The following is a 17,799-nucleotide window of genomic DNA, read 5'->3' as shown; positions in this document are numbered from 1 at the left end:
CTCTATTTATATCTATTCTTCTTCTGCGATATTTACAAAGATATCTTCACTGGAAGGCTGTTCATCAATATAACCAGTTTCAGCCAGCCATTCAATGGTTTCCTCCCAGGATTCTTCGGACTGGCTGCCAAAAGGTTCTCCTTCCTCCTCCATAAGAGAAAGCAAAATGTCCAGACTTTGTTCCTCTACTTCGCGGACAAGAGGAAAGTTTTCCTGGTCTTCATGCCCAAAAAGAATATCCAGGCTTTCATCGGGATTCTCTTTCATGTATTCATAACCCCGGCTGGCAGCTTCCCAAAAACGGTGAATGACGTCTTCATTTTCGTCAAAGTTATCTTCATTTGTAACCATCACCAGCTCGTAAAATGCCGGTACTCCGTAATCTACTGGATCAAAATAACCAACTTCGTGTCCCTGATGCTCCAGTACAGGGACTTCATGGTTGATATAGGCCCCGATAACTGCATCAGCCCGTTCTGTCACAATAGATGAACCAAGTTCAAACCCGACATCAATCAGCTCTACTTCTTCAATGTTTCCCCCGTCCTCTGTAACCATCGTTTCAATAAGAGGTTCATTTACCGGTATACCAGGATATCCTACCTGCCTTCCTTCTAAATCACTTGGTGACTCTATTCCCGAGTCCTCCAGGTAGACGATATGGTTGAGAGGAGAACGGACAATAGCTGCAACAGAAATCACGGGGATCCCTTCGTTCCTTGCTGTAATCACGTCAGGCTGGTATGTAATGCCAAGAGTTACTTCCCCTGTAGCAGCTAAATTCAGAGGGTCTGTAGGATTGGCTGGAAAAATGAGATCCACCTCTACACCTTCCTCTGCAAAATATCCCTGTTCCTGAGCTGCATATAAGTAACTGTGCACTGCGTTAGGATACCAATCGAGCATAACCTCTATTTGCTCCAGCTCATTTGATTCTTCTCCTGCCTGCTGTTCCTCTTCCTCTCCATTGTTTGTCACTTCTTCCGGACTCTCAGTGTCTTCTTCTCCCTGTCCATTACACCCAGCCATCAGAAAGAGAGAAAGAGCTGAAGCTCCGGCCAGTGACCTGGTGAGTAGTTTTCTTTTTGTCATTTTACATTCCTCCATTTTGTTGTGGCTGCTTCTATTAGTTTAATGCTCAGAAATAATAGAATCCCGAGGACAGATAACAGCACAATCGGGGCAAATACACCGGCTCCGTCCATCTGTGTCATCATTCTGCGGCTGAAATATCCAAGTCCCGCGCTCGCTCCCAGCCACTCTCCAATAGCTGCACCGATTACGCTTAACGTAACGGCCACCTTCATTCCTGAAAAAAAGTAAGGAAGGGCGGAAGGCACCTGGACTTTGAAAAAAATCTGTCTGGATGAAGCTCCCATCGTTTTCAATAAGTCTTCAATTTCCCTGCTTGTCGATCGCAATCCGTCAAATGAACTGACGGTAATAGGAAAGAATGTTATCAGTACAGTAACAGCAACTTTGCTCCATATGTCATATCCAAACCAGAGGACAAAAATTGGAGCCAGAGCTATAATCGGAATCGTTTGAGAGGCTATAACGATTGGATAAAAAGTCCTTTCGGCCAACTGGCTCCTGGACATAAGGACAGCCAGGCCCGTTCCAAATACAACTGAAATGCCAAGTCCTATCAGGATAATTTGCAATGTGGCCCACAGGTGCACAGTAAATAACACATCTCTTAATTCCCAAAGTCTGCTTAAAATACCAGAAGGCGCAGGGAGGATATAGGGTTTATCGTAAATCCTTGCACCTATTTCCCAGCCCATAATGAAAAGCAATGCTAGTATCCCGCTCCTCCATACGATACCCAGCTTTTTAACCTGGCGGAAATCATAGCTCTATCCTTGCCCTCATCTTTTGCAGAAGTCTCTGTTTAAGCTCCATAAAAACAGGGCTGCTTCTGCTTTCTTCTGTTCTTGGTCTGGGAAGAGTGACATCAATAGTCTCAAATTCTGTTTGTATTGGCGGAGGAGTGAGCATAAGAATTCGATCAGATAAAAAGATTGCTTCTTCCACATCATGAGTGATAAATATAATGGTCTTTTCCCACTTTTGCCACTGCAGTAAGAGCCACTCCTGCATCATAAAACGAGTCATAGAATCGAGTGCGCTGAAAGGCTCATCTAATAGAAGAATATCAGCTCCTCCAAGGATGGCCCGTAAAAAGGAGACTCTCTGCCTCATTCCGCCGGAGAGCTGCTGAGGATACACATTTTCTTTTCCTTCAAGGCCAAATTCCTTCATGTGAGAGAGCACCTGTTTCTTTGCTTCTTTTCTAGATACTCCTTGCAGCTCCATAGGCAGCACACCATTTTCCAAAACCGTCCTCCAGGGCAGCAGGAGATCCTGCTGCGGCATGTATCCTACTTTTCCCAGCCTGTTTTTTTCTTCTTTTTGAGAAATAGAGATGCTTCCGGTATCAGGCTGTTCCAGTCCTGTTGCCAGACGGAAAAAAGTAGATTTTCCAGAGCCGCTTGGACCGAGTATGCTTACAAATTCCTTTTCTTTGACGCTGACCGTAACGTTTTCAAAGATAGATAAGGAAGATGGAGGTTTTCCTTTGTAAGAAAAAGACACATTGGAAAAAGAAAGATGATCCCGTGCGGCTTGACTACTCATCTGCCGGCCACATCTCCTGGTTGTAGGCCATGTCCCAGAACATAAATTCAAATCGGGTTGTATTTAAGAAAATATCCTCAATCCGAGATAACTCATGTTCAGGTTTTCCTTCTGTTAAATCGTCAAGAAGATCAATGGTCCACTTCGCTAATTCCTGAAATTCATCGTCCGCATACATGCTGATCCAGTCACCGTAAAATTCATGCTCAGCGGCTCCCGGTATTTTGCTTAATTCTTTTCCAATCTCCGCATAGCTCCACATGCATGGAAGCAAGGCGGCCACTAACTCTGCCAGCCCTTCGTTCTGACCGACATGAAGCATGTAATGAGAATAAGAAAGTGTCATTGCAGCAGGCTCTGCGTTTTCCAGCTCTTCTTCAGAAATATCGAACTTCTTTGCATATTGACGGTGAAGACTCATTTCAGTATTCAGCGTTGAATCAAGAAGTTCAGCAAATTTCCCCATCGTTTTTAGATCGTTTGCTTTGACGGTGCCGATTGCAAAGAGTTTAGAGTAATCTATTAAATATAAATAATCCTGGATCATATAGTAGCGGAACTTTTCCTTATCAAGTGATCCGTTTCCCATTCCTTGCACAAAAGGGTGTTCATGATTCTTTTTCCAAATTGGCTGGACCTTTTCGTATAAGCGTTCACTAAATTTCATTTGCATTCATCCTTTCTATTTTTCTTTATGACACCACTCGTATATCAGAATAATCATGACCTTTGTAAATTGAACTATCTGTTCGATCTCAACAGATTCATTAACTGCATGGGCGTTATATAAGTCACCAGGACCATAAATAACAGTCGGAATGCCCGCATCCCCAAGCCAGCCCCCATCAGTTACGGTAGGCGACATCCCCGTTTGAGGGATGGTCTGAAAGATTCGCTGATGAGCCTGTTTCACCGCAGCCACTTCTTTGGATTCAGGGTCAATATCCAGTGAAGGGAAGATTTCCCCCCGGTCCTCAATCATCGACTTGCCACCCCAGCGAAAAAGCGGCGGATGCTCCCTCAGCCAAGGATCAGATTCGGCCACTTTTAATAAATGCTCTTCTACTTCTTTAGCAACCTGTTCATGATTCTCATCCGGGTAAAAATGAACCGTAATCCATAATCGGCACTCATCAGCCACAAAGGCGGCATGTCTTCCCCCTTCAATCACAGAGGGTTAATGGTTGTCATACCAGGGGGGAAACCAGGATAGGATTTTGTTACAGCCCAGTGCCGTTCAAGCTCCTGCAAGCCCTGGATGATTTTCGTCATTTTTTCAATGGCACTAGCTGCGTATAGACCGCCCCCTGCGTGAATCATATTCCGGCGAGTAGCATCGTGATAGGTTTGGGGGCTCTTTATTGTAACCCAGCCGGTAATCACTCCTCCCTGCCCTTGAATGTGAAGATCACTTGTATCCACAACCACTGCCAAATCAGCCTTATACCCCCTTTCACAGCATTCAAGTACCTGCTTCCCCTACTTCCTCACCAATTACCGATTGAAAAATCAGGTCGCCAGGCAAGCTGATTCCCTGCTCACGAAGAAGCTGTACGGCAAAAAGAGCTCCTCCCATTCCGCCTTTCATATCTGCTGTCCCTCTCCCGTATAACCGCCCGTCTTCTACAACAGGAGTAAAAGTCATGTTTCCATTGAGTTAGATCTTCCCCGACTTCAGCCACATCCATATGACCATTAATAATTAAACTGTTGGCTTTACCAGAATGGGTTCCTTTTAATGTCCCTACTACGTTCGGGTCGTCAGGAAACACATCCCACATGTCAACCTCAAACCCCAGGCTGTTTAACTTTGATGCTATGTAGTGCTGTGCCTCTTTTGTGTTGCGGGCAGGCGGACTGGGAGTTTGGAAACGTATAAGGTCACCTACCTGGTCAATTAATTCTTCTTTTCTCCTGTCTACCTGCTCTAAAATTTGCGTAATTGTTTCGTGCAACATCTTCACTCCTTCCTCTCTCATGAAAAGGTCTGCTCTTGACTGGACATTAGTAATTTCACCCATTAAAAAAACCACTCTAGGAAAAGAGTGGCCGCATATACGAAATAATATATACAAAGACTGCCAGGTACAGGGAGTAGTATACCTGTACTATCAGGCTTGTCTTAACGCCACTTCCCTCCGCTAGTATTACCTAGTTCAGGTGATAGGGTTTAGACCATACGGTCATTCTCAGCTTTTTCAAAGCACCCCTAGTGGTTTCTGTGTATTCTGTTTTTTATGCCTTACTATAAAAATACCATACTTTCCTTTAAAAGTTAGAGTATTCTTTAAAATTTTCCTTTTTAAATTTATGAAGCTCGTGTCACCTTTAACTGAGAAGCTTTTGCTTTTTCTCCGAGAGAACTGAGCTTAAGAGAACAAAATAAACCAGCGATAAAGGTTACAAGACTTATGAGGAAAAGAAACATACTTCCTTCTATTCCAGGAAAGACAACGAATATAGAGCCAGTGACCAGACCGGTCATTACTGCATATGTTCCTATCTTATAATTTCTGATCAGTTTCTTTATAATTTTGCTTGTAATGATTAAACCAAGAGCAATTCCTGCCCCTACGACAATAATGACAGGGATGTTAATCGTAGAAATGGCGTTAAGAACAGTCGGGTAAATTCCTATTAATAAAAAGACAAAAGAACCACTGACTCCAGGCAAGATCATTGCACTGCTTGCTGCCCATCCTCCGAAAAATAACAGAAGATAGTCCATTGCAGTTAAATTAGACATCACCGCAGACATTTCTTCATCCCTTATGAAGCTGTGGAAGCCACAATGGCTGCAGCTGCAAGCAGGAGAGCTATGTGTTTTCCTTTAAAGGTCTTTTTATAATCAACTTCTTTTAAAAGAAAAGGAATGATCCCTATAATCAACCCAAGAAAAAAGAAAAAACGTTGGCTGAGGGTAATCAGCCAGGAGCCATTCAATGAGTCGGCTCATAGAAAGCAATGCAAGCACCACACCTGTTCCTAAAGGAATTAAAAACATGAGATGCTTCTTCCACTCCCTGGAAAATATCCCGTCTATTGCGGCTATTAAACGATAATAGACTCCCACGAGCAAAGCGATCGTACCCCCGCTTACTCCCGGGATCAAGTCACTTATGCCCATTAGTACACCGGGCACGATATTCCGCCAATTTAACACTGTACATTCTCCTTCTGTAAAACTACTTTCATAGTTGAGTGATTGAGTGTAATATCACTCAAAAATACGCTGCTCTTTATTTTAGCACTAACTTTCCCCGCTTCCTATGTCTTTATCACGAATTTTCATCTCTGGTGCCTGGCACCCTTTGCTACTGTAATATTTCAAACCGCTGCACTACCTGATTCTCCAGCATTTTCCTGACTCATTTGTTACAACAGCCTCAGGGTGCCAGGCACCCCTGAAAGAAAAAAAGCCGGCTCAATTTTCATTGGGCCGACCTTTTCCTTTATTCTAGCATTTGTGCTGCTTCATTTACCATTCCTGAACAGACGTAAGACCGCCGCCGGAAAGATACCAGAATTCTGGATCTAAATAAAGGATTTTATCATTTTTGTATGCTTCTGTTGTTTGAACAAGCTCATTTTCAATGACATTTGTTAGAGATGATTCATCTCCATCACCAACAGCTGCTCCTCTATCAATCACAAACATATAATCTGGGTTGTTTTCTGAAATATACTCATAAGAAATACTTTGTCCATGAGTGGATGATTCGATATTTTCATCTACTGGCTCAAATCCAAAGTTATCGTGAATCATTCCATAACGAGAGGATGGTCCGTATGCACTTACGCTTCCTTCATTGGCCAGTACCACAAGTGATTTCCCGTCATCAGCTGTTGCCTCTTCATTCAACGCCTCAATAGATTGATGGACTTCAGCCAAAGCTTCCTCTGCTTCTGCTTCTTTTTCAAAGATTTCAGCCAGCACTTCAACATTTTCTTCGAACGATTCTACATACCTGCCAGTATCTACACCTGAATAGATAGTTGGAGCAATTGAAGAAAATTCATCATAATTGTCTGATTGACGGCCGGAAATAATGATAAGCTCCGGATCAAGGGCATGAACAGTTTCAAAATCTGCTTCTACTAGTGTCCCTACGTTTTCATACTCTTCTCCAGCATACTCAGAAAGGTACTCAGGAACCTTGCCCCCTTGAGGATCCCAGTAATGCCTTCCACACCTAACGTGTCCAACGTATCAAGCACACCAAAGTCAAAGACAACAACTGATTCAGGGTTCTTTGGCACAACAGTTTCACCGAGCTCATGGGTTACAGTGATTTCAGAAGCTTCCTCTGCTTCTGCTTTTTCATTTTCTTCTGCTGCCTCTTCCTCTGCTTCTCCTTCGTCCACAGCTCCCGATGCTTCCTCAGATTCTCCGTCAGTTCCGCACGCTGCTAATACAAGCAATAGCAAAGCGGTTAACAAAAATAAGGATAATTTCTTCATCTCTCTCCTACACCTCTTCTAAGTAAAATTTATCAGCCTATGATATAAGGTAAAACCAACCATGTCTGCAGCTTGCCCTTTAGATGCCTCTCGCCTCTCCTCCTTTAATGCGTTATGTTTTAAAGCAATTATGTGTAATACACACAGATTTTGTTGTTATTGATTTCTTTAATATCCACATCCATATCATAAATTTGCTTCAACGCACAGGAGTCGATAATGTCATCTTTTTTGCCAATCCCAGCAATCTTTCCATCTTTCATTGCAACGATGTTGTCAGAGTAGCAAGAAGCGAAATTAATATCATGCAGCACAATAACTATGGTTTTCCCCAGATCATTTACAAGCTTTCGAAGGATTTTCATAATTTGTACGGAGTGTTTCATGTCAAGATTGTTCAATGGCTCATCTAACAGAATATATTCCGTATCCTGGGCAAGGACCATAGAGATATACGCTCGCTGTCTCTGACCGCCGCTTAGCTGATCAAGATACTTATCTTCAATTTCTGTGAGCCCCATGTATTCAATTGCATCGTCAATAAATCGATGGTCTTCTCTTTTAAGCCTCCCCTGAGAGTAGGGGAATCGGCCAAAGGCTACAAGCTCTCTTACTGTGAGCCTGATGCGACATTGTTGGACTGCTTTAAGATAGAGATTTTCTTGGCCAACTCTTTGCTCTGCCAGTTTTCTACCTTTTCATCATCTATCAAAATTTCACCAGCATCTTTTGCAATCAAACGGCTGATTGTGGAAAGAAGAGTACTTTTTCCGGCCCCATTTGGACCGATAAAGGAAGTAATCTTTTGTTTCTCAATGGTAAGGGATACATCTTCTACTACTGTTTTTTCACCATACTTTTTTGAAACGCTGTTTACTGTGACCATTTTTTACTCTCCTTTAATAAAAGATAAATGAAATAAGTACCGCCAACTAGATTAATTACTACACTGATAGGCACGGAAAAGCCAAGAACTCTTTCAACAACGAGCTGTCCTCCGACCAAAGCAACGATACTGATGAGAATGGAACCAATAATTAGATAGCCATGTCTGTATGTGTTAATGAAGGAGTAGGCGACGTTAACCACCAGCAGTCCTAAAAATGTAATTGGCCCGACAAGTGCTGTGGCTACAGAAATTAGGATAACGACTACGATTAGTAACCTTTTCACTACATAATCATAATTAACTCCCAGGTTGATCGCATGCTCTCTTCCAAGTGAAAGTACATTTAAGTATTTTGCAAACCTGGAAACATAGACAGCACACAACACTATTAAAATAGTTGAAAGATAAATCAGATCTGTTTTTACATTGTTAAAGCTGGCAAAGGAGCGATCCTGGACAATTTGGAACTCGTTGGGGTCTATCAGCATCTCCATGTAACCTGACAAGCTGGAAAAAAGGGTTCCAAAAATGATACCAAGCAGCAAAAGCAAGTATATATTCTGCTGATTCTTTTTAAAGAAAAGGCGGTATAAAAGTGCTGAAAAAATCAACATTAACCCGACTGAAAGCAAAAAGTTAATATTGCTGCTCATTAAGGTGGACATTGAACCAAATACAAAAATGATAAAAGTCTGGATGAGCATGTAAAGGGAATCAAGCCCTAAAATACTTGGTGTTAAAATTCGATTGTTTGTGATGGTTTGAAATATCAAGGTTGAAAAAGCAATCGCCGTCCCGGTAAGGATCATGGCGTACACAGCCATTCCTCGTCTAGGAAGGACGTAGTCCCAGTTGCTGCCGACATTTATAAAGACAAATGCCCCGATCAAAGCAGCACTGAGGATTGCGAGGATAACCAATCGTCCTTTAAAGCCCATGTTTTTGTCTCCTCATCAGTAAGTAAATAAATATTGCGCTTCCTAATATCCCTACCGTCAGGCTGATCGAAACCTCGTAAGGATAGATAATCAAGCGGCCGATGATGTCACAGGCCAATACAAAAACCGCTCCAAGGACCGCTGTATGAGATAGATTTTTTCTAATATTGTCTCCCTGATAGATAGATACAATATTAGGAATAATCAAGCCTAAAAATGGAATTACACCAACTGTCAATACGACTGATGCGGTGACCAGAGCTACAAGCATTAAACCTATGTTAACGACCTGCCTGTAATTTAACCCTAAATTCTTTGCAAAATCTTCTCCCATGCCGGCGACAGTAAAACGATCAGCATAAAAATAAGTTAAAGCAATAACCGGTACAGCTACGTAAAGAAGCTCATACTGGCCACGGATAATAAGGGAAAAATCACCATGAAGAAAGGAAGATATACTTTGGATCAAATCAAATTGATAAGCAAAAAAAGTAGAAATGGAACTGAGAATACTTCCAAACATCAGCCCGACAAGAGGAACGAAAATTGTGTCCTGGAATCTGATTTTATCCAGTATTTTCATAAATACATAGGTTCCCAGCAAGGCAAAGCCAAAAGCGAATACCAGCTGCTGCAGTAACCCAGCCGCGCCGAATAACAGAATGGAAATTAAGATGCCCAGTCTGGCTGCGTCCATCGTACCTGCTGTCGTTGGTGACACAAATTTGTTCCGTGTCAGCTGCTGCATAATCAACCCGCAAATACTGATCCCCGCTCCGGCTATAAGAATACTTACGAGCCGAGGAATCCTGCTTGCCATCAGGATTTGCATCTCATACTCACTCAGATTAAATAGGTTAAGTATGGACAGGCTTGACACTCCAACAAATAGTGATGTGATAGATAGAATAATAAGTAAAATAAGTAAGTATCTGAGCTTCATCGGTATGTCCCTTTATTGCCAAAATTTATTGCTTCTCGTTAATTGAACCCGCTCACATGAAATTGATAATCGTTTTCAATTAACTTCACAAGCAAAAGTTTACTCCTGTTGAGAATGAATGTCAACTAGTTATGATAATCAATTTCAATTAGTAATTTACAGGAGACAGTCGAAAGGTAGAGTATAAAAGATAAACAGGGAGGAAAACGTTTTACGAGGAGGACTCAGTGGAAATATCTCTTTAACAACCAAAGGAGTACAGCCTATGAGACAAATCCCGTGGAAAAAACTAATAGAGACGTTCATCATTGGTGCGGCTGGCGGAGCCGCTTTTTATGCGCTGAATTTTCCTCTGCCCTGGCTGCTGGGATCATTATTGTTTGTTATGTTATGGCAGACACTCACAAAACGGTCAATGTATTCACCGAGTCCTTTAAAAAATACAGGATTTCTTATTATGGGTGGTTTCTTTGGATTGTACTTTTCTCTGGAGACGTTATTACGAACCACTTCTTATCTGCTTCCTTATCTTTTTCTGTCCTTGTTTTTAATTGTTATTAGTATTGGCATGAGCATTCTTTTTGCCAAATGGATCACGATTGACTCAAAGACGAGCATTTTAAGCACACTCCCAGGCGGGCTGAACACAATGGTAATATCGAGCGACAGTATAGGAGCGAAAACGTCATTAGTTACTATCTTTCAAACAATCAGGCGCTTAGCTGTTCTATTTATCGTTCCTTTTCTTATCGTGCATTTCTTTACCGATTCTGAAGCTGATACAGATGATCGAGAAATGCCCGCTCCGGACTTTGACGGTGAAGGAAGCTACTTCTGGTATGCGATTCCCGTCGCTGCAGCAATTATGGTAAGAAAAAAAGGGCCGCTAAAGTTTCTCGCTTTCCCACTGCTATGTATATTTCTAATGAATGCGGGTGGAGTGCCTTTCCCCCCTCTGCACCAATCCTTATTAATTGCTGCTCAAGTAATGGTAGGAACGAGCCTTGGGAAAAATACAAATCTTGACCATTTAAAAGCAGGAGGAAAATACGGAATATTCTATTTCACCGCCTCACTTATTTTAATTGCAGTTTCTTTTGGCCTTGGGTATATTCTGACTCTTTTCACTGACCTCTCTCTTTCCACTGCCCTGATCAGTATGTCTCCAGGGGGCATTGTTGAGATGATTCTCCTGGCCGAGGATATCGATGCTGATCCGCCAGCTGTAATCACTCTTCAGTTAACCAGAATTATATTTATTATTTTATTGGTGGTCCCCCTACTAAAATGGTATTTTAATCGTCGTGCTCCTTTTTCTTAACTACTTTTATGCAAAAAATAAAAGGGCTGATTACAGCCCTTTTACTCGCAGGATATTCTTTTTATACAAGGATGAGATGAAATTCAGGAAGAATTCAGGAAGCCTTTTAGGAAACAATGGGCGGCTGTAATAATGGTAGAAAGCATATCTCAAGTCACTCCACTGCCGGCAATCCTTTGTCTCTCTGAACCTGGCAAGGTCGATCACTTTCACTTCCCCTTTTGGGGTGACTAATATATTATTTAGATGAATATCAGACGGATTTAACCCTTTCTTCTTTACGTAAGAAATAACCTCATCAACTCCCTTAATCTGGTCGGAGGTCACAAGAACCCCTTCTGTTAAACAGGAAAACAAGGTTTTTCCCTCTATATAATCTACAACAAGATAATTATCTCCCACTCATAAAGACAGGGAAAATAAGATTTCCCTTCCAGCAACTGATAAATTTCAGCTTCTTCTTTGGCTATGTGGGTATATTCGGGAAAAAATACTTTAATTACTTTGTCTGTCTCACGTATTCTGAAAGCAGCTGCACTTCGCCCAATGCCAATCACTTTTAATTCAGGAGCAAATGACTTAACAATATACATTCCCCTTTTATCCTTGGAAAATACTATACTACCTGCCAGGTCCTGAGCAGCCTTCACTGCAATCTCCTCCTCTATCAGGATATACAATATATATGTGACCATTTTATAAAAGCAACCCACAAACATTCTTTTCTTCCTATACCCGTTTTACGGTAAAAAGAAAAGACATCCTCACCGCCGAGGGTGATTATGTCTTATCATACCGACAAATTCACTTGATGCTGCAAGTAAATGTGTATTCTTCTTGTCAGAAATTTTTATCCGTATCACTGCTTCCTGCTTTTTTGTTATGACGCACATCTTTTACCCGGTCGTTTGATCTAAAACTTCCCGTTTCGATAATCATCAAACGCTTGTTTGATTTCTTCGTGGGTATTCATCACAAAGGGTCCCTGGGCTGCAATTGGCTCCTTTACCGGTTCCCCGGCATAAAGGAGTACCTTCAGCTTCTCTCCATTACTTTCCATGGAAACGGCAGTGCTTTCCCCTGTTCTTTCTCCTGCTTGTTCAAGGAGAAGAACGTCCCCTTTTCCTCCTGTTGTTTTGTCCTTTCCAAATGTCCCTTTTCCTTCTAAGATGAATAAAAATCCATTATAGCTCGCTGGTATTTCAGGGGCAGCCTTCGCATACTCATCAATCTCAAGCTCAAGCATCGTAATGGGTACATGGTTTTTTGTTGAAGCTTTCTGCCCCTTATACGTGCCAGAAAAAACACGTATCTTTACTCCGTCTTCTTCTCTCACAGGCATATCCTTTTGATAAAGATCCTGATACCTCGGCTCTGTCATTTTTTCGGATGAGGGCAGGTTTACCCAAAGCTGCAGGCTGTGTACCGTACTTCCTTCAACCGGCTCCTCTGCATGAATAATACCACTTCCCGCTGTCATCCACTGAACGTCTCCTCCTTTAAGTACTCCTTGCCCGCCTTTATTATCCTTATGCTCCAGTTCCCCATCAATCACATACGTTACGGTTTCCATTCCTCGATGGGGATGGAATCCAAAGGTTCCCTTCTTGAACCAATCCTCTGCCATCAACAAAAAGGGATCAAATTCAGCCCAGTTCCCTGGCTCAAGTACCCATCCCTGCTTATGATTCTCTCCTTGCTGCCTGTGTGTGACACTCCACACCTTTTTAATTTTTCTTTCCATGCGTTCACGTCCTTTCTCTTTCCACTGTTAAGAATTACCCATTATTGTAGGCTATACACCTTTTCACGTATAGGAAAACGCTCTCAACAAATATGGTACCTGACATTCACAATATGCTCACACTTGTTTTCTTGGTTTCTTATTTTTTTCATGGTAGAGTATAACCGTTAAGAAATTAAACTGTTAGGTTTCTTTACTATTAATTTATTAAATTGATTATTAAAATCCAATCTAAGGAGGGAGTCCATGAAAGAGCATCAAGAGCTATTTAAAGAAATGGCCGATTCACTGAAAAGAATCGAACGGGAGCTTATCAGAAAGATGCATATTCCAGATGTCAGCCTGACGAAACGCCAGGAAGCCATCATTATGTATATTTTCACCAATGAAAATGCCACGATGGCTGATATTGCAGACAACTTTAATATTTCAAAAAGCGCTGTGAGCCAAGCTTTAAATAAGCTTGAAGAGCAGGATATCATTGTACGGGCGATCAATAAAGACAACCGGAGGGAAATCAATTTAACTCCTGGGGAGGCAGGTGAAAAGTATAAGAAAGAAATTCAAAAGCTAGAGGAAATACTAGTGGAGAAGTATCTTTCTAAAATTGACCTGGACGAACTGAGACAAACTCGCAACCTGTTCTCCAAAATAGAAAATCTCATACTAGAAGAGGATCAAAAGAATGAACTCTAATCAAAGCAAATAAACCCTATCTCTAAAAGGAAGTGTGATAATACTTATGAAACTCTCTGATTTTTCGATTAGACGGCCTAAATTTACCATAGTAATTATGGTTTTGTTTCTTCTCTTAGGTCTTGTTTCGTTAAGCAGACTGCCACTGCAGCTTTTTCCTGACGTTGAAGCGCCAGTAGCAGCAGTAGCAACAAGTTATCCCGGTGCGGGGCCACAGGAAGTTGTAAATGATGTTACTGAAGAACTGGAAAGTGATTTATCAACCATTTCCGGATTGAATAACATGACCTCCCAATCAACCGAAGGCTCTTCCATTATTATTCTTGAGTTTTCGTGGGATACCTCTATATCTGACGTAGAAAATGATATTATTACTACCATTACACAAGCTGACTTGCCTGATGGGGCCGGAAACCCTGCGTTTTTGCAGTTTGATCCCTCCATGTTCCCAAGCATACAGCTTGCTGTCAGCTCTGATGGTGATGAAGTAATTGATTTTCAGGATGATGTATTTGACCTTCAACGTGAATTACAGCGTATAGAAGGTGTTGCTGATATAGAAGAAAACGGTTCTCTTGTAGAAGAGTACCAGGTCGTATTAGAGGAAGAGGAACTAGAAGACGCCGGGGTCTCACAGGAAGACGTGGTCAATGTTATCCAAGGACATAACATTGCAATGCCTGGTGGAGTCGTACAAGATGATGAACGAAATATCACTACACGTGTTCTTAGTGAACTGACTTCCGGGGAAGATATTGAGGAACTGGTCGTTACTGTGAACCTGAGACAGGGGACGAGGTTACGATAGCAGATATTGCTTCTGTCTCCCTTGAAACAGAAGATAGGGAAGTCATTACCCGGGCTAATCAGGAAGCGGCTATGCAGCTTAATATGATGCAGGAATCTGAAGCCAATACCACGCAGGTCGCAAGAGACTTTAACGACAGACTTGATGAACTTCTTGAAGAGGAACAATATGAAGACCTGGCAGTCATGACTTTGTACAGTGAAGGCGATTATATACAGGAAGCCATCGATAATGTAGTGCTCGCTCTTGTAGGTGGGGGAGTCCTTGCAATGGTTGTCCTGTTTGCATTCCTTAGAAACTTAAAAACACCATTAATAATCGGGATTGCCATACCATTTTCCATTATCGTAACCTTTGCGCTCTTTTTCTTTACCAACATTACGCTGAATATCATGACCCTTGGTGGTTTAGCGCTTGGAATCGGAATGCTGGTGGATAACTCCATTGTTGTCGTGGAAAATATTTACCGCCACCTTTCGATGAAAAAGACACCAAAAAAGGCGGCGTCCGATGGAACAAGGGAAGTAGCAGGAGCGATTACCGCTTCGACCTTAACGACTGTTTCTGTATTCCTTCCCATTGTATTTGTTACCGGTCTTGTGGGAGATTTGTTTGCTCCCCTCGCTATCGCTGTCGCCTTTAGTTTATTCGCTTCTCTCTTTGTCGCGCTTACCGTTGTGCCAATGATTGCAAGCAGAATTCTTAAGGCACCTGATGAAAACACAGAAGAAAAAAGAAGAAATTCCAGATTTATCAAAGGAGTTGAAAGGTCTGTATCCTGGCTTTAAAACGCCGGATCGTTGTACTCCTCATTACCTTTATCCTCCTTGTAACGGGCGGTGCCGGTCTTACGGCCGTTGGAACTGATTTTATGCCTGATTCAGATGAAGGCCTCTTTGTTATAGAGGTGGAACTCGACCATGGCACAAACCTTGCCCGTACGCAGGAAACTGTGGAAGAAATTGAAGATCTCCTAGAAGATTACGATGAAGTTGAACATTATTTAAGTACAATTGGCTCTACTGCCAAATGGGAGGTGTGTCTTCTAATTCTCACATTGCCGAGGTTATCGTAACAATGGTTCCAGGCAGTGATCGGGATGTCTCAACCTTTGAGTTTACAGAATCCATTGAACGTGAAATTGAAAATGCAGATGATGAAGCAGACATTCAGGTTATGGATATGGCTCAAGCCGGATTTGGCGAACCAAACACGTACCAGTCAGCATTCATGATCCAAACTCAGAAAGACTGGAAGAAGTAACTGAGGAAATTGTCGCTGAGCTTGAAGATGAAAGCATTATCCGTAATGTGCAGACAAGCCTTGAAGACACTGCACCAGAGCTTCAAGTTCTCATAGATGAAGATGCAGCCTTAGAAGAGGGATTAGTCCCTGCTCAAATTGCCGAGATTGTTAATAACGCAACGAATGGGCAGACAGCAACAGCCATTGAAACTGAAGATAACGATATTTATCAAGTCAATGTCCGTTACCAGGATGAAGTACTTGAAAGCATTGAGAACTTTGAAAACCTTTCGCTCCAAAACCAGGATGGAGAATATATCACACTAGCTGATGTCGCAACCATTGAAGAAGGAGAGTCACCAGCTACGATTAATCGGGCTGACATGACACCAGCTGTGGATTTTGATGTAGTCTATGAATCATCCGGTACGCTTGGTGAAACTTCTGCTGTGGTAGCCGATATCCTTGACGACATCGAGCTGGACGATGAAGCAGAATTTGTCATCGGCGGAGACGAAGAGCTTATGAATGAAGCCTTTGAAAATATGGCGCTGGCCTTCGCATTAGGTCTGATTTTTATCTACCTTGTGATGGTTGCCCAATTCGAGTCCTTTAAGTATCCGTTTGTAATTATGTTTACTGTGCCACTCTTTGTTATTGGAGTAATGCTTGCCTTAACAGTTACTCAAACACCGATTAGTGTGATCGCCCTTATTGGTGTCATTGTCCTTGCAGGTATTGTTGTTAACAACGCAATCGTCCTGGTTGATTATATCAACCAGAAGAAAGAAAAAGGGTTACCTTCCCGTGAAGCTATTATTGAAGGAGTGAAAGACCGTACGAGACCAATCCTGATTACGGCTCTTACTACGATTCTTGGGGTCACTCCACTTGCTCTTGCTATCGGAGAGGGAACAGAAATGCAGCAGCCTATGGGGATTGTAGTGATCGGCGGACTTATCAGCAGTACTCTTCTTACTCTCTTTGTCATTCCTGTCATATACAGCCTGTTTGATAAAGAAACCCGCTCGATGAATAAGAAGTTTGTCACTCCTGATGGGGAAATCGTTTATGCCAGAGATCTTAAGAAAAAAGAAGAAACAGGCAGTGAAGAGTATGAATTAAGTGAGCAGCAGGCTCTCCCTGAACCTGAACAGTCTTCTGTAGAAACAAGAGAAACTAGTGAAAGTGGAGATTATTCTAAAGATGAAATTGTTCACATCCTTGAAGAGCTAGTTAGACGATCCAAGCAAAGAAATGATTCAAAAGAGGATAAAGATGAAGAAAAGTAAGGATCATTAAGTATACAAGAAGGGGTACCAAAAGGCTGACTTTTGGTGCCCCTTTCTTTTATTAAAAATCAGGATGTACCTTCGTTTGCTTTTCTCAAATCCTGCGGAGTGACAATTGGCTTTCCGATTAAGAGATTGCTTACTGAAGATAAAGATAATAGAATCTTTGCCGTAATAATAGAGCTTAGTACACAATAGACAGCAGCCAAAAGAAAGTATGCCAGTGGATTCACGCCTTCAATCGGCGGCAGATAATAAAGAAACAGTGTATGAACCAAATAAATATGAAAAGAATGCCTGCTGATTAATGAAACAAACGATGGCACCTTTCTTACCTTCATCGTCAGCAAAATGATGAAGAAAATCACCCCGGTAGTATACACCAGATTATCAATTCGCTTTGAGGAAACAACATCAATAATATCGCCCCTGACCAGGACAGCCATCGTCAGGAATGCAGCAGTCGGCCAGATGAAAATTATTTTTTTATGCTTTTGAATTTTATTTTTCAAGAGTTCAAAATTACGTCCGCAATAATACCCTAAAACAAAATAAAAAATCCACCAATGAAGGGCACCCAATGGCCTCTAAGCCATATATACTCTCCCAGGGGAACAGCGGCTGGCTCGGTAAAATGAAAAAATCCTAGATAAGCAGTATTGATGATAAAAGCCCAAAAAAGTACCTTCTTCGGCTTCCACTTTCGCAGATGCTTTGTCAACAGAACATGGAGTAAATAAAACTGAAAAATAATTAAAATAAAGTAGCCCGTATATCCTCCCAAAAAGAGATTAAACAATACTTCTTCCCAAAAGCCCATGT

Annotated in this window: 20 protein-coding genes, 4 pseudogenes and 1 riboswitch; of the genes and pseudogenes, 7 read left to right on the top strand and 17 right to left on the bottom strand. The window is 41.8% G+C overall.

Annotated features, from left to right (window positions below; translation table 11 throughout):
- Positions 1-12: 12 nt before the first annotated feature.
- The 12 genes and pseudogenes from JCM19033_RS09480 to JCM19033_RS09435 all read right to left on the bottom strand — a co-directional run bounded on the left by JCM19033_RS09480 (position 13) and on the right by JCM19033_RS09435 (position 9,871).
- Positions 13-1,092: an ABC transporter substrate-binding protein gene (locus tag JCM19033_RS09480; RefSeq protein WP_269758103.1), complete on the bottom strand. Its 1,080-nt coding sequence runs from the start codon at positions 1,090-1,092 to the stop codon at positions 13-15.
- Positions 1,089-1,787: an ABC transporter permease gene (locus JCM19033_RS09475; RefSeq protein ID WP_054636139.1), complete on the bottom strand. Its 699-nt coding sequence runs from the start codon at positions 1,785-1,787 to the stop codon at positions 1,089-1,091. The genes JCM19033_RS09480 and JCM19033_RS09475 overlap by 4 nt, the downstream gene beginning before the upstream one ends.
- Positions 1,788-1,851: 64 nt before the next feature.
- Positions 1,852-2,640, bottom strand: a complete 789-nt coding sequence (locus tag JCM19033_RS09470) for an ABC transporter ATP-binding protein (protein ID WP_054636138.1) — start codon at positions 2,638-2,640, stop codon at positions 1,852-1,854.
- Positions 2,633-3,307 carry a thiaminase II gene (gene tenA, locus JCM19033_RS09465; RefSeq protein ID WP_054636137.1) on the bottom strand — a complete coding sequence of 225 codons (675 nt, stop codon included), beginning with the start codon at positions 3,305-3,307 and terminating at the stop codon, positions 2,633-2,635. The genes JCM19033_RS09470 and tenA overlap by 8 nt, the downstream gene beginning before the upstream one ends.
- Before the next feature lie 15 nt (positions 3,308-3,322).
- Complete coding sequence (locus tag JCM19033_RS28135; RefSeq protein ID WP_374701228.1) at positions 3,323-3,781, bottom strand: M20/M25/M40 family metallo-hydrolase; 459 nt, start codon at positions 3,779-3,781, stop codon at positions 3,323-3,325.
- Between the two features lie 26 nt (positions 3,782-3,807).
- Positions 3,808-4,074 (bottom strand): hypothetical protein, encoded by a 267-nt coding sequence (locus tag JCM19033_RS28130; RefSeq protein WP_374701227.1) that lies wholly within the window; start codon positions 4,072-4,074, stop codon positions 3,808-3,810.
- 28 nt (positions 4,075-4,102) lie between these two features.
- Positions 4,103-4,285 (bottom strand): M20/M25/M40 family metallo-hydrolase, encoded by a 183-nt coding sequence (locus JCM19033_RS28125; protein ID WP_374701226.1) that lies wholly within the window; start codon positions 4,283-4,285, stop codon positions 4,103-4,105.
- Between the two features lie 471 nt (positions 4,286-4,756).
- Positions 4,757-4,861, bottom strand: a riboswitch (TPP riboswitch).
- An 87-nt stretch (positions 4,862-4,948) separates the two neighbouring features.
- Positions 4,949-5,767: pseudogene (locus tag JCM19033_RS09455) on the bottom strand (DUF368 domain-containing protein).
- 351 nt (positions 5,768-6,118) lie between these two features.
- Positions 6,119-7,101, bottom strand: a pseudogene (locus JCM19033_RS28120) (siderophore ABC transporter substrate-binding protein).
- Positions 7,102-7,229: 128 nt separating this feature from the next.
- Positions 7,230-7,987, bottom strand: a pseudogene (locus JCM19033_RS09445) (ABC transporter ATP-binding protein).
- Positions 7,975-8,928, bottom strand: coding sequence for an iron chelate uptake ABC transporter family permease subunit (locus JCM19033_RS09440; RefSeq protein WP_054636136.1), 954 nt, complete (start codon positions 8,926-8,928; stop codon positions 7,975-7,977). The pseudogene JCM19033_RS09445 and the gene JCM19033_RS09440 overlap by 13 nt, the downstream one beginning before the upstream one ends.
- Entirely contained in the window at positions 8,918-9,871 is a 954-nt protein-coding gene (locus JCM19033_RS09435) for an ABC transporter permease (RefSeq protein ID WP_054636135.1), read from the bottom strand. The genes JCM19033_RS09440 and JCM19033_RS09435 overlap by 11 nt, the downstream gene beginning before the upstream one ends.
- 265 nt (positions 9,872-10,136) lie before the next feature.
- Here JCM19033_RS09435 and JCM19033_RS09430 point away from each other — a divergent pair, with 265 nt between their 5' ends.
- Complete coding sequence (locus tag JCM19033_RS09430) at positions 10,137-11,192, top strand: AbrB family transcriptional regulator (protein ID WP_054636134.1); 1,056 nt, start codon at positions 10,137-10,139, stop codon at positions 11,190-11,192.
- Between the two features lie 30 nt (positions 11,193-11,222).
- Here the strand turns inward: JCM19033_RS09430 and JCM19033_RS09425 are convergent, their stop codons facing one another.
- From JCM19033_RS09425 to JCM19033_RS09420, 3 genes are all read right to left on the bottom strand, one after another.
- Positions 11,223-11,594 (bottom strand): hypothetical protein, encoded by a 372-nt coding sequence (locus JCM19033_RS09425; RefSeq protein ID WP_269758102.1) that lies wholly within the window; start codon positions 11,592-11,594, stop codon positions 11,223-11,225.
- Positions 11,570-11,842 (bottom strand): hypothetical protein, encoded by a 273-nt coding sequence (locus JCM19033_RS25520; protein ID WP_269758101.1) that lies wholly within the window; start codon positions 11,840-11,842, stop codon positions 11,570-11,572. The genes JCM19033_RS09425 and JCM19033_RS25520 overlap by 25 nt, the downstream gene beginning before the upstream one ends.
- 263 nt (positions 11,843-12,105) lie before the next feature.
- On the bottom strand, positions 12,106-12,936 hold the full coding sequence (locus tag JCM19033_RS09420) for a pirin family protein (protein ID WP_054636133.1): 831 nt from the start codon (positions 12,934-12,936) through the stop codon (positions 12,106-12,108).
- A gap of 246 nt (positions 12,937-13,182) precedes the next feature.
- On the opposite strand from JCM19033_RS09420, the gene JCM19033_RS09415 reads away from it, so the two are divergent.
- Genes JCM19033_RS09415 through JCM19033_RS25495 form a run of 6 tightly spaced genes read left to right on the top strand, consistent with a single transcriptional unit; the run spans position 13,183 to position 16,977 of the window.
- Positions 13,183-13,632: a MarR family winged helix-turn-helix transcriptional regulator gene (locus JCM19033_RS09415; protein ID WP_083465366.1), complete on the top strand. Its 450-nt coding sequence runs from the start codon at positions 13,183-13,185 to the stop codon at positions 13,630-13,632.
- A 46-nt stretch (positions 13,633-13,678) separates the two neighbouring features.
- Positions 13,679-14,440: an efflux RND transporter permease subunit gene (locus tag JCM19033_RS25515; RefSeq protein WP_269758100.1), complete on the top strand. Its 762-nt coding sequence runs from the start codon at positions 13,679-13,681 to the stop codon at positions 14,438-14,440.
- Positions 14,437-15,228: an efflux RND transporter permease subunit gene (locus JCM19033_RS25510; protein WP_306301305.1), complete on the top strand. Its 792-nt coding sequence runs from the start codon at positions 14,437-14,439 to the stop codon at positions 15,226-15,228. The genes JCM19033_RS25515 and JCM19033_RS25510 overlap by 4 nt, the downstream gene beginning before the upstream one ends.
- Entirely contained in the window at positions 15,216-15,515 is a 300-nt protein-coding gene (locus tag JCM19033_RS25505) for an efflux RND transporter permease subunit (RefSeq protein WP_306301304.1), read from the top strand. Before JCM19033_RS25510 ends, JCM19033_RS25505 begins: the two co-directional genes overlap by 13 nt.
- Positions 15,479-15,703 (top strand): hypothetical protein, encoded by a 225-nt coding sequence (locus tag JCM19033_RS25500; protein WP_269758099.1) that lies wholly within the window; start codon positions 15,479-15,481, stop codon positions 15,701-15,703. The genes JCM19033_RS25505 and JCM19033_RS25500 overlap by 37 nt, the downstream gene beginning before the upstream one ends.
- Positions 15,637-16,977: an efflux RND transporter permease subunit gene (locus JCM19033_RS25495; protein ID WP_306301303.1), complete on the top strand. Its 1,341-nt coding sequence runs from the start codon at positions 15,637-15,639 to the stop codon at positions 16,975-16,977. The genes JCM19033_RS25500 and JCM19033_RS25495 overlap by 67 nt, the downstream gene beginning before the upstream one ends.
- Before the next feature lie 68 nt (positions 16,978-17,045).
- On the opposite strand, the gene JCM19033_RS09405 is transcribed toward JCM19033_RS25495, so the two are convergent.
- Positions 17,046-17,489: a hypothetical protein gene (locus tag JCM19033_RS09405; protein WP_269758098.1), complete on the bottom strand. Its 444-nt coding sequence runs from the start codon at positions 17,487-17,489 to the stop codon at positions 17,046-17,048.
- A 29-nt stretch (positions 17,490-17,518) separates the two neighbouring features.
- Positions 17,519-17,799: pseudogene (locus tag JCM19033_RS24245) on the bottom strand (adhesin); the annotation flags it as partial.

The sequence above is a fragment of the Thalassobacillus sp. C254 genome (assembly GCF_001310615.1).
The sequence above is the reverse complement of the archived record's forward strand: the minus strand, read 5'-3'. Positions and strand labels throughout refer to the sequence as shown.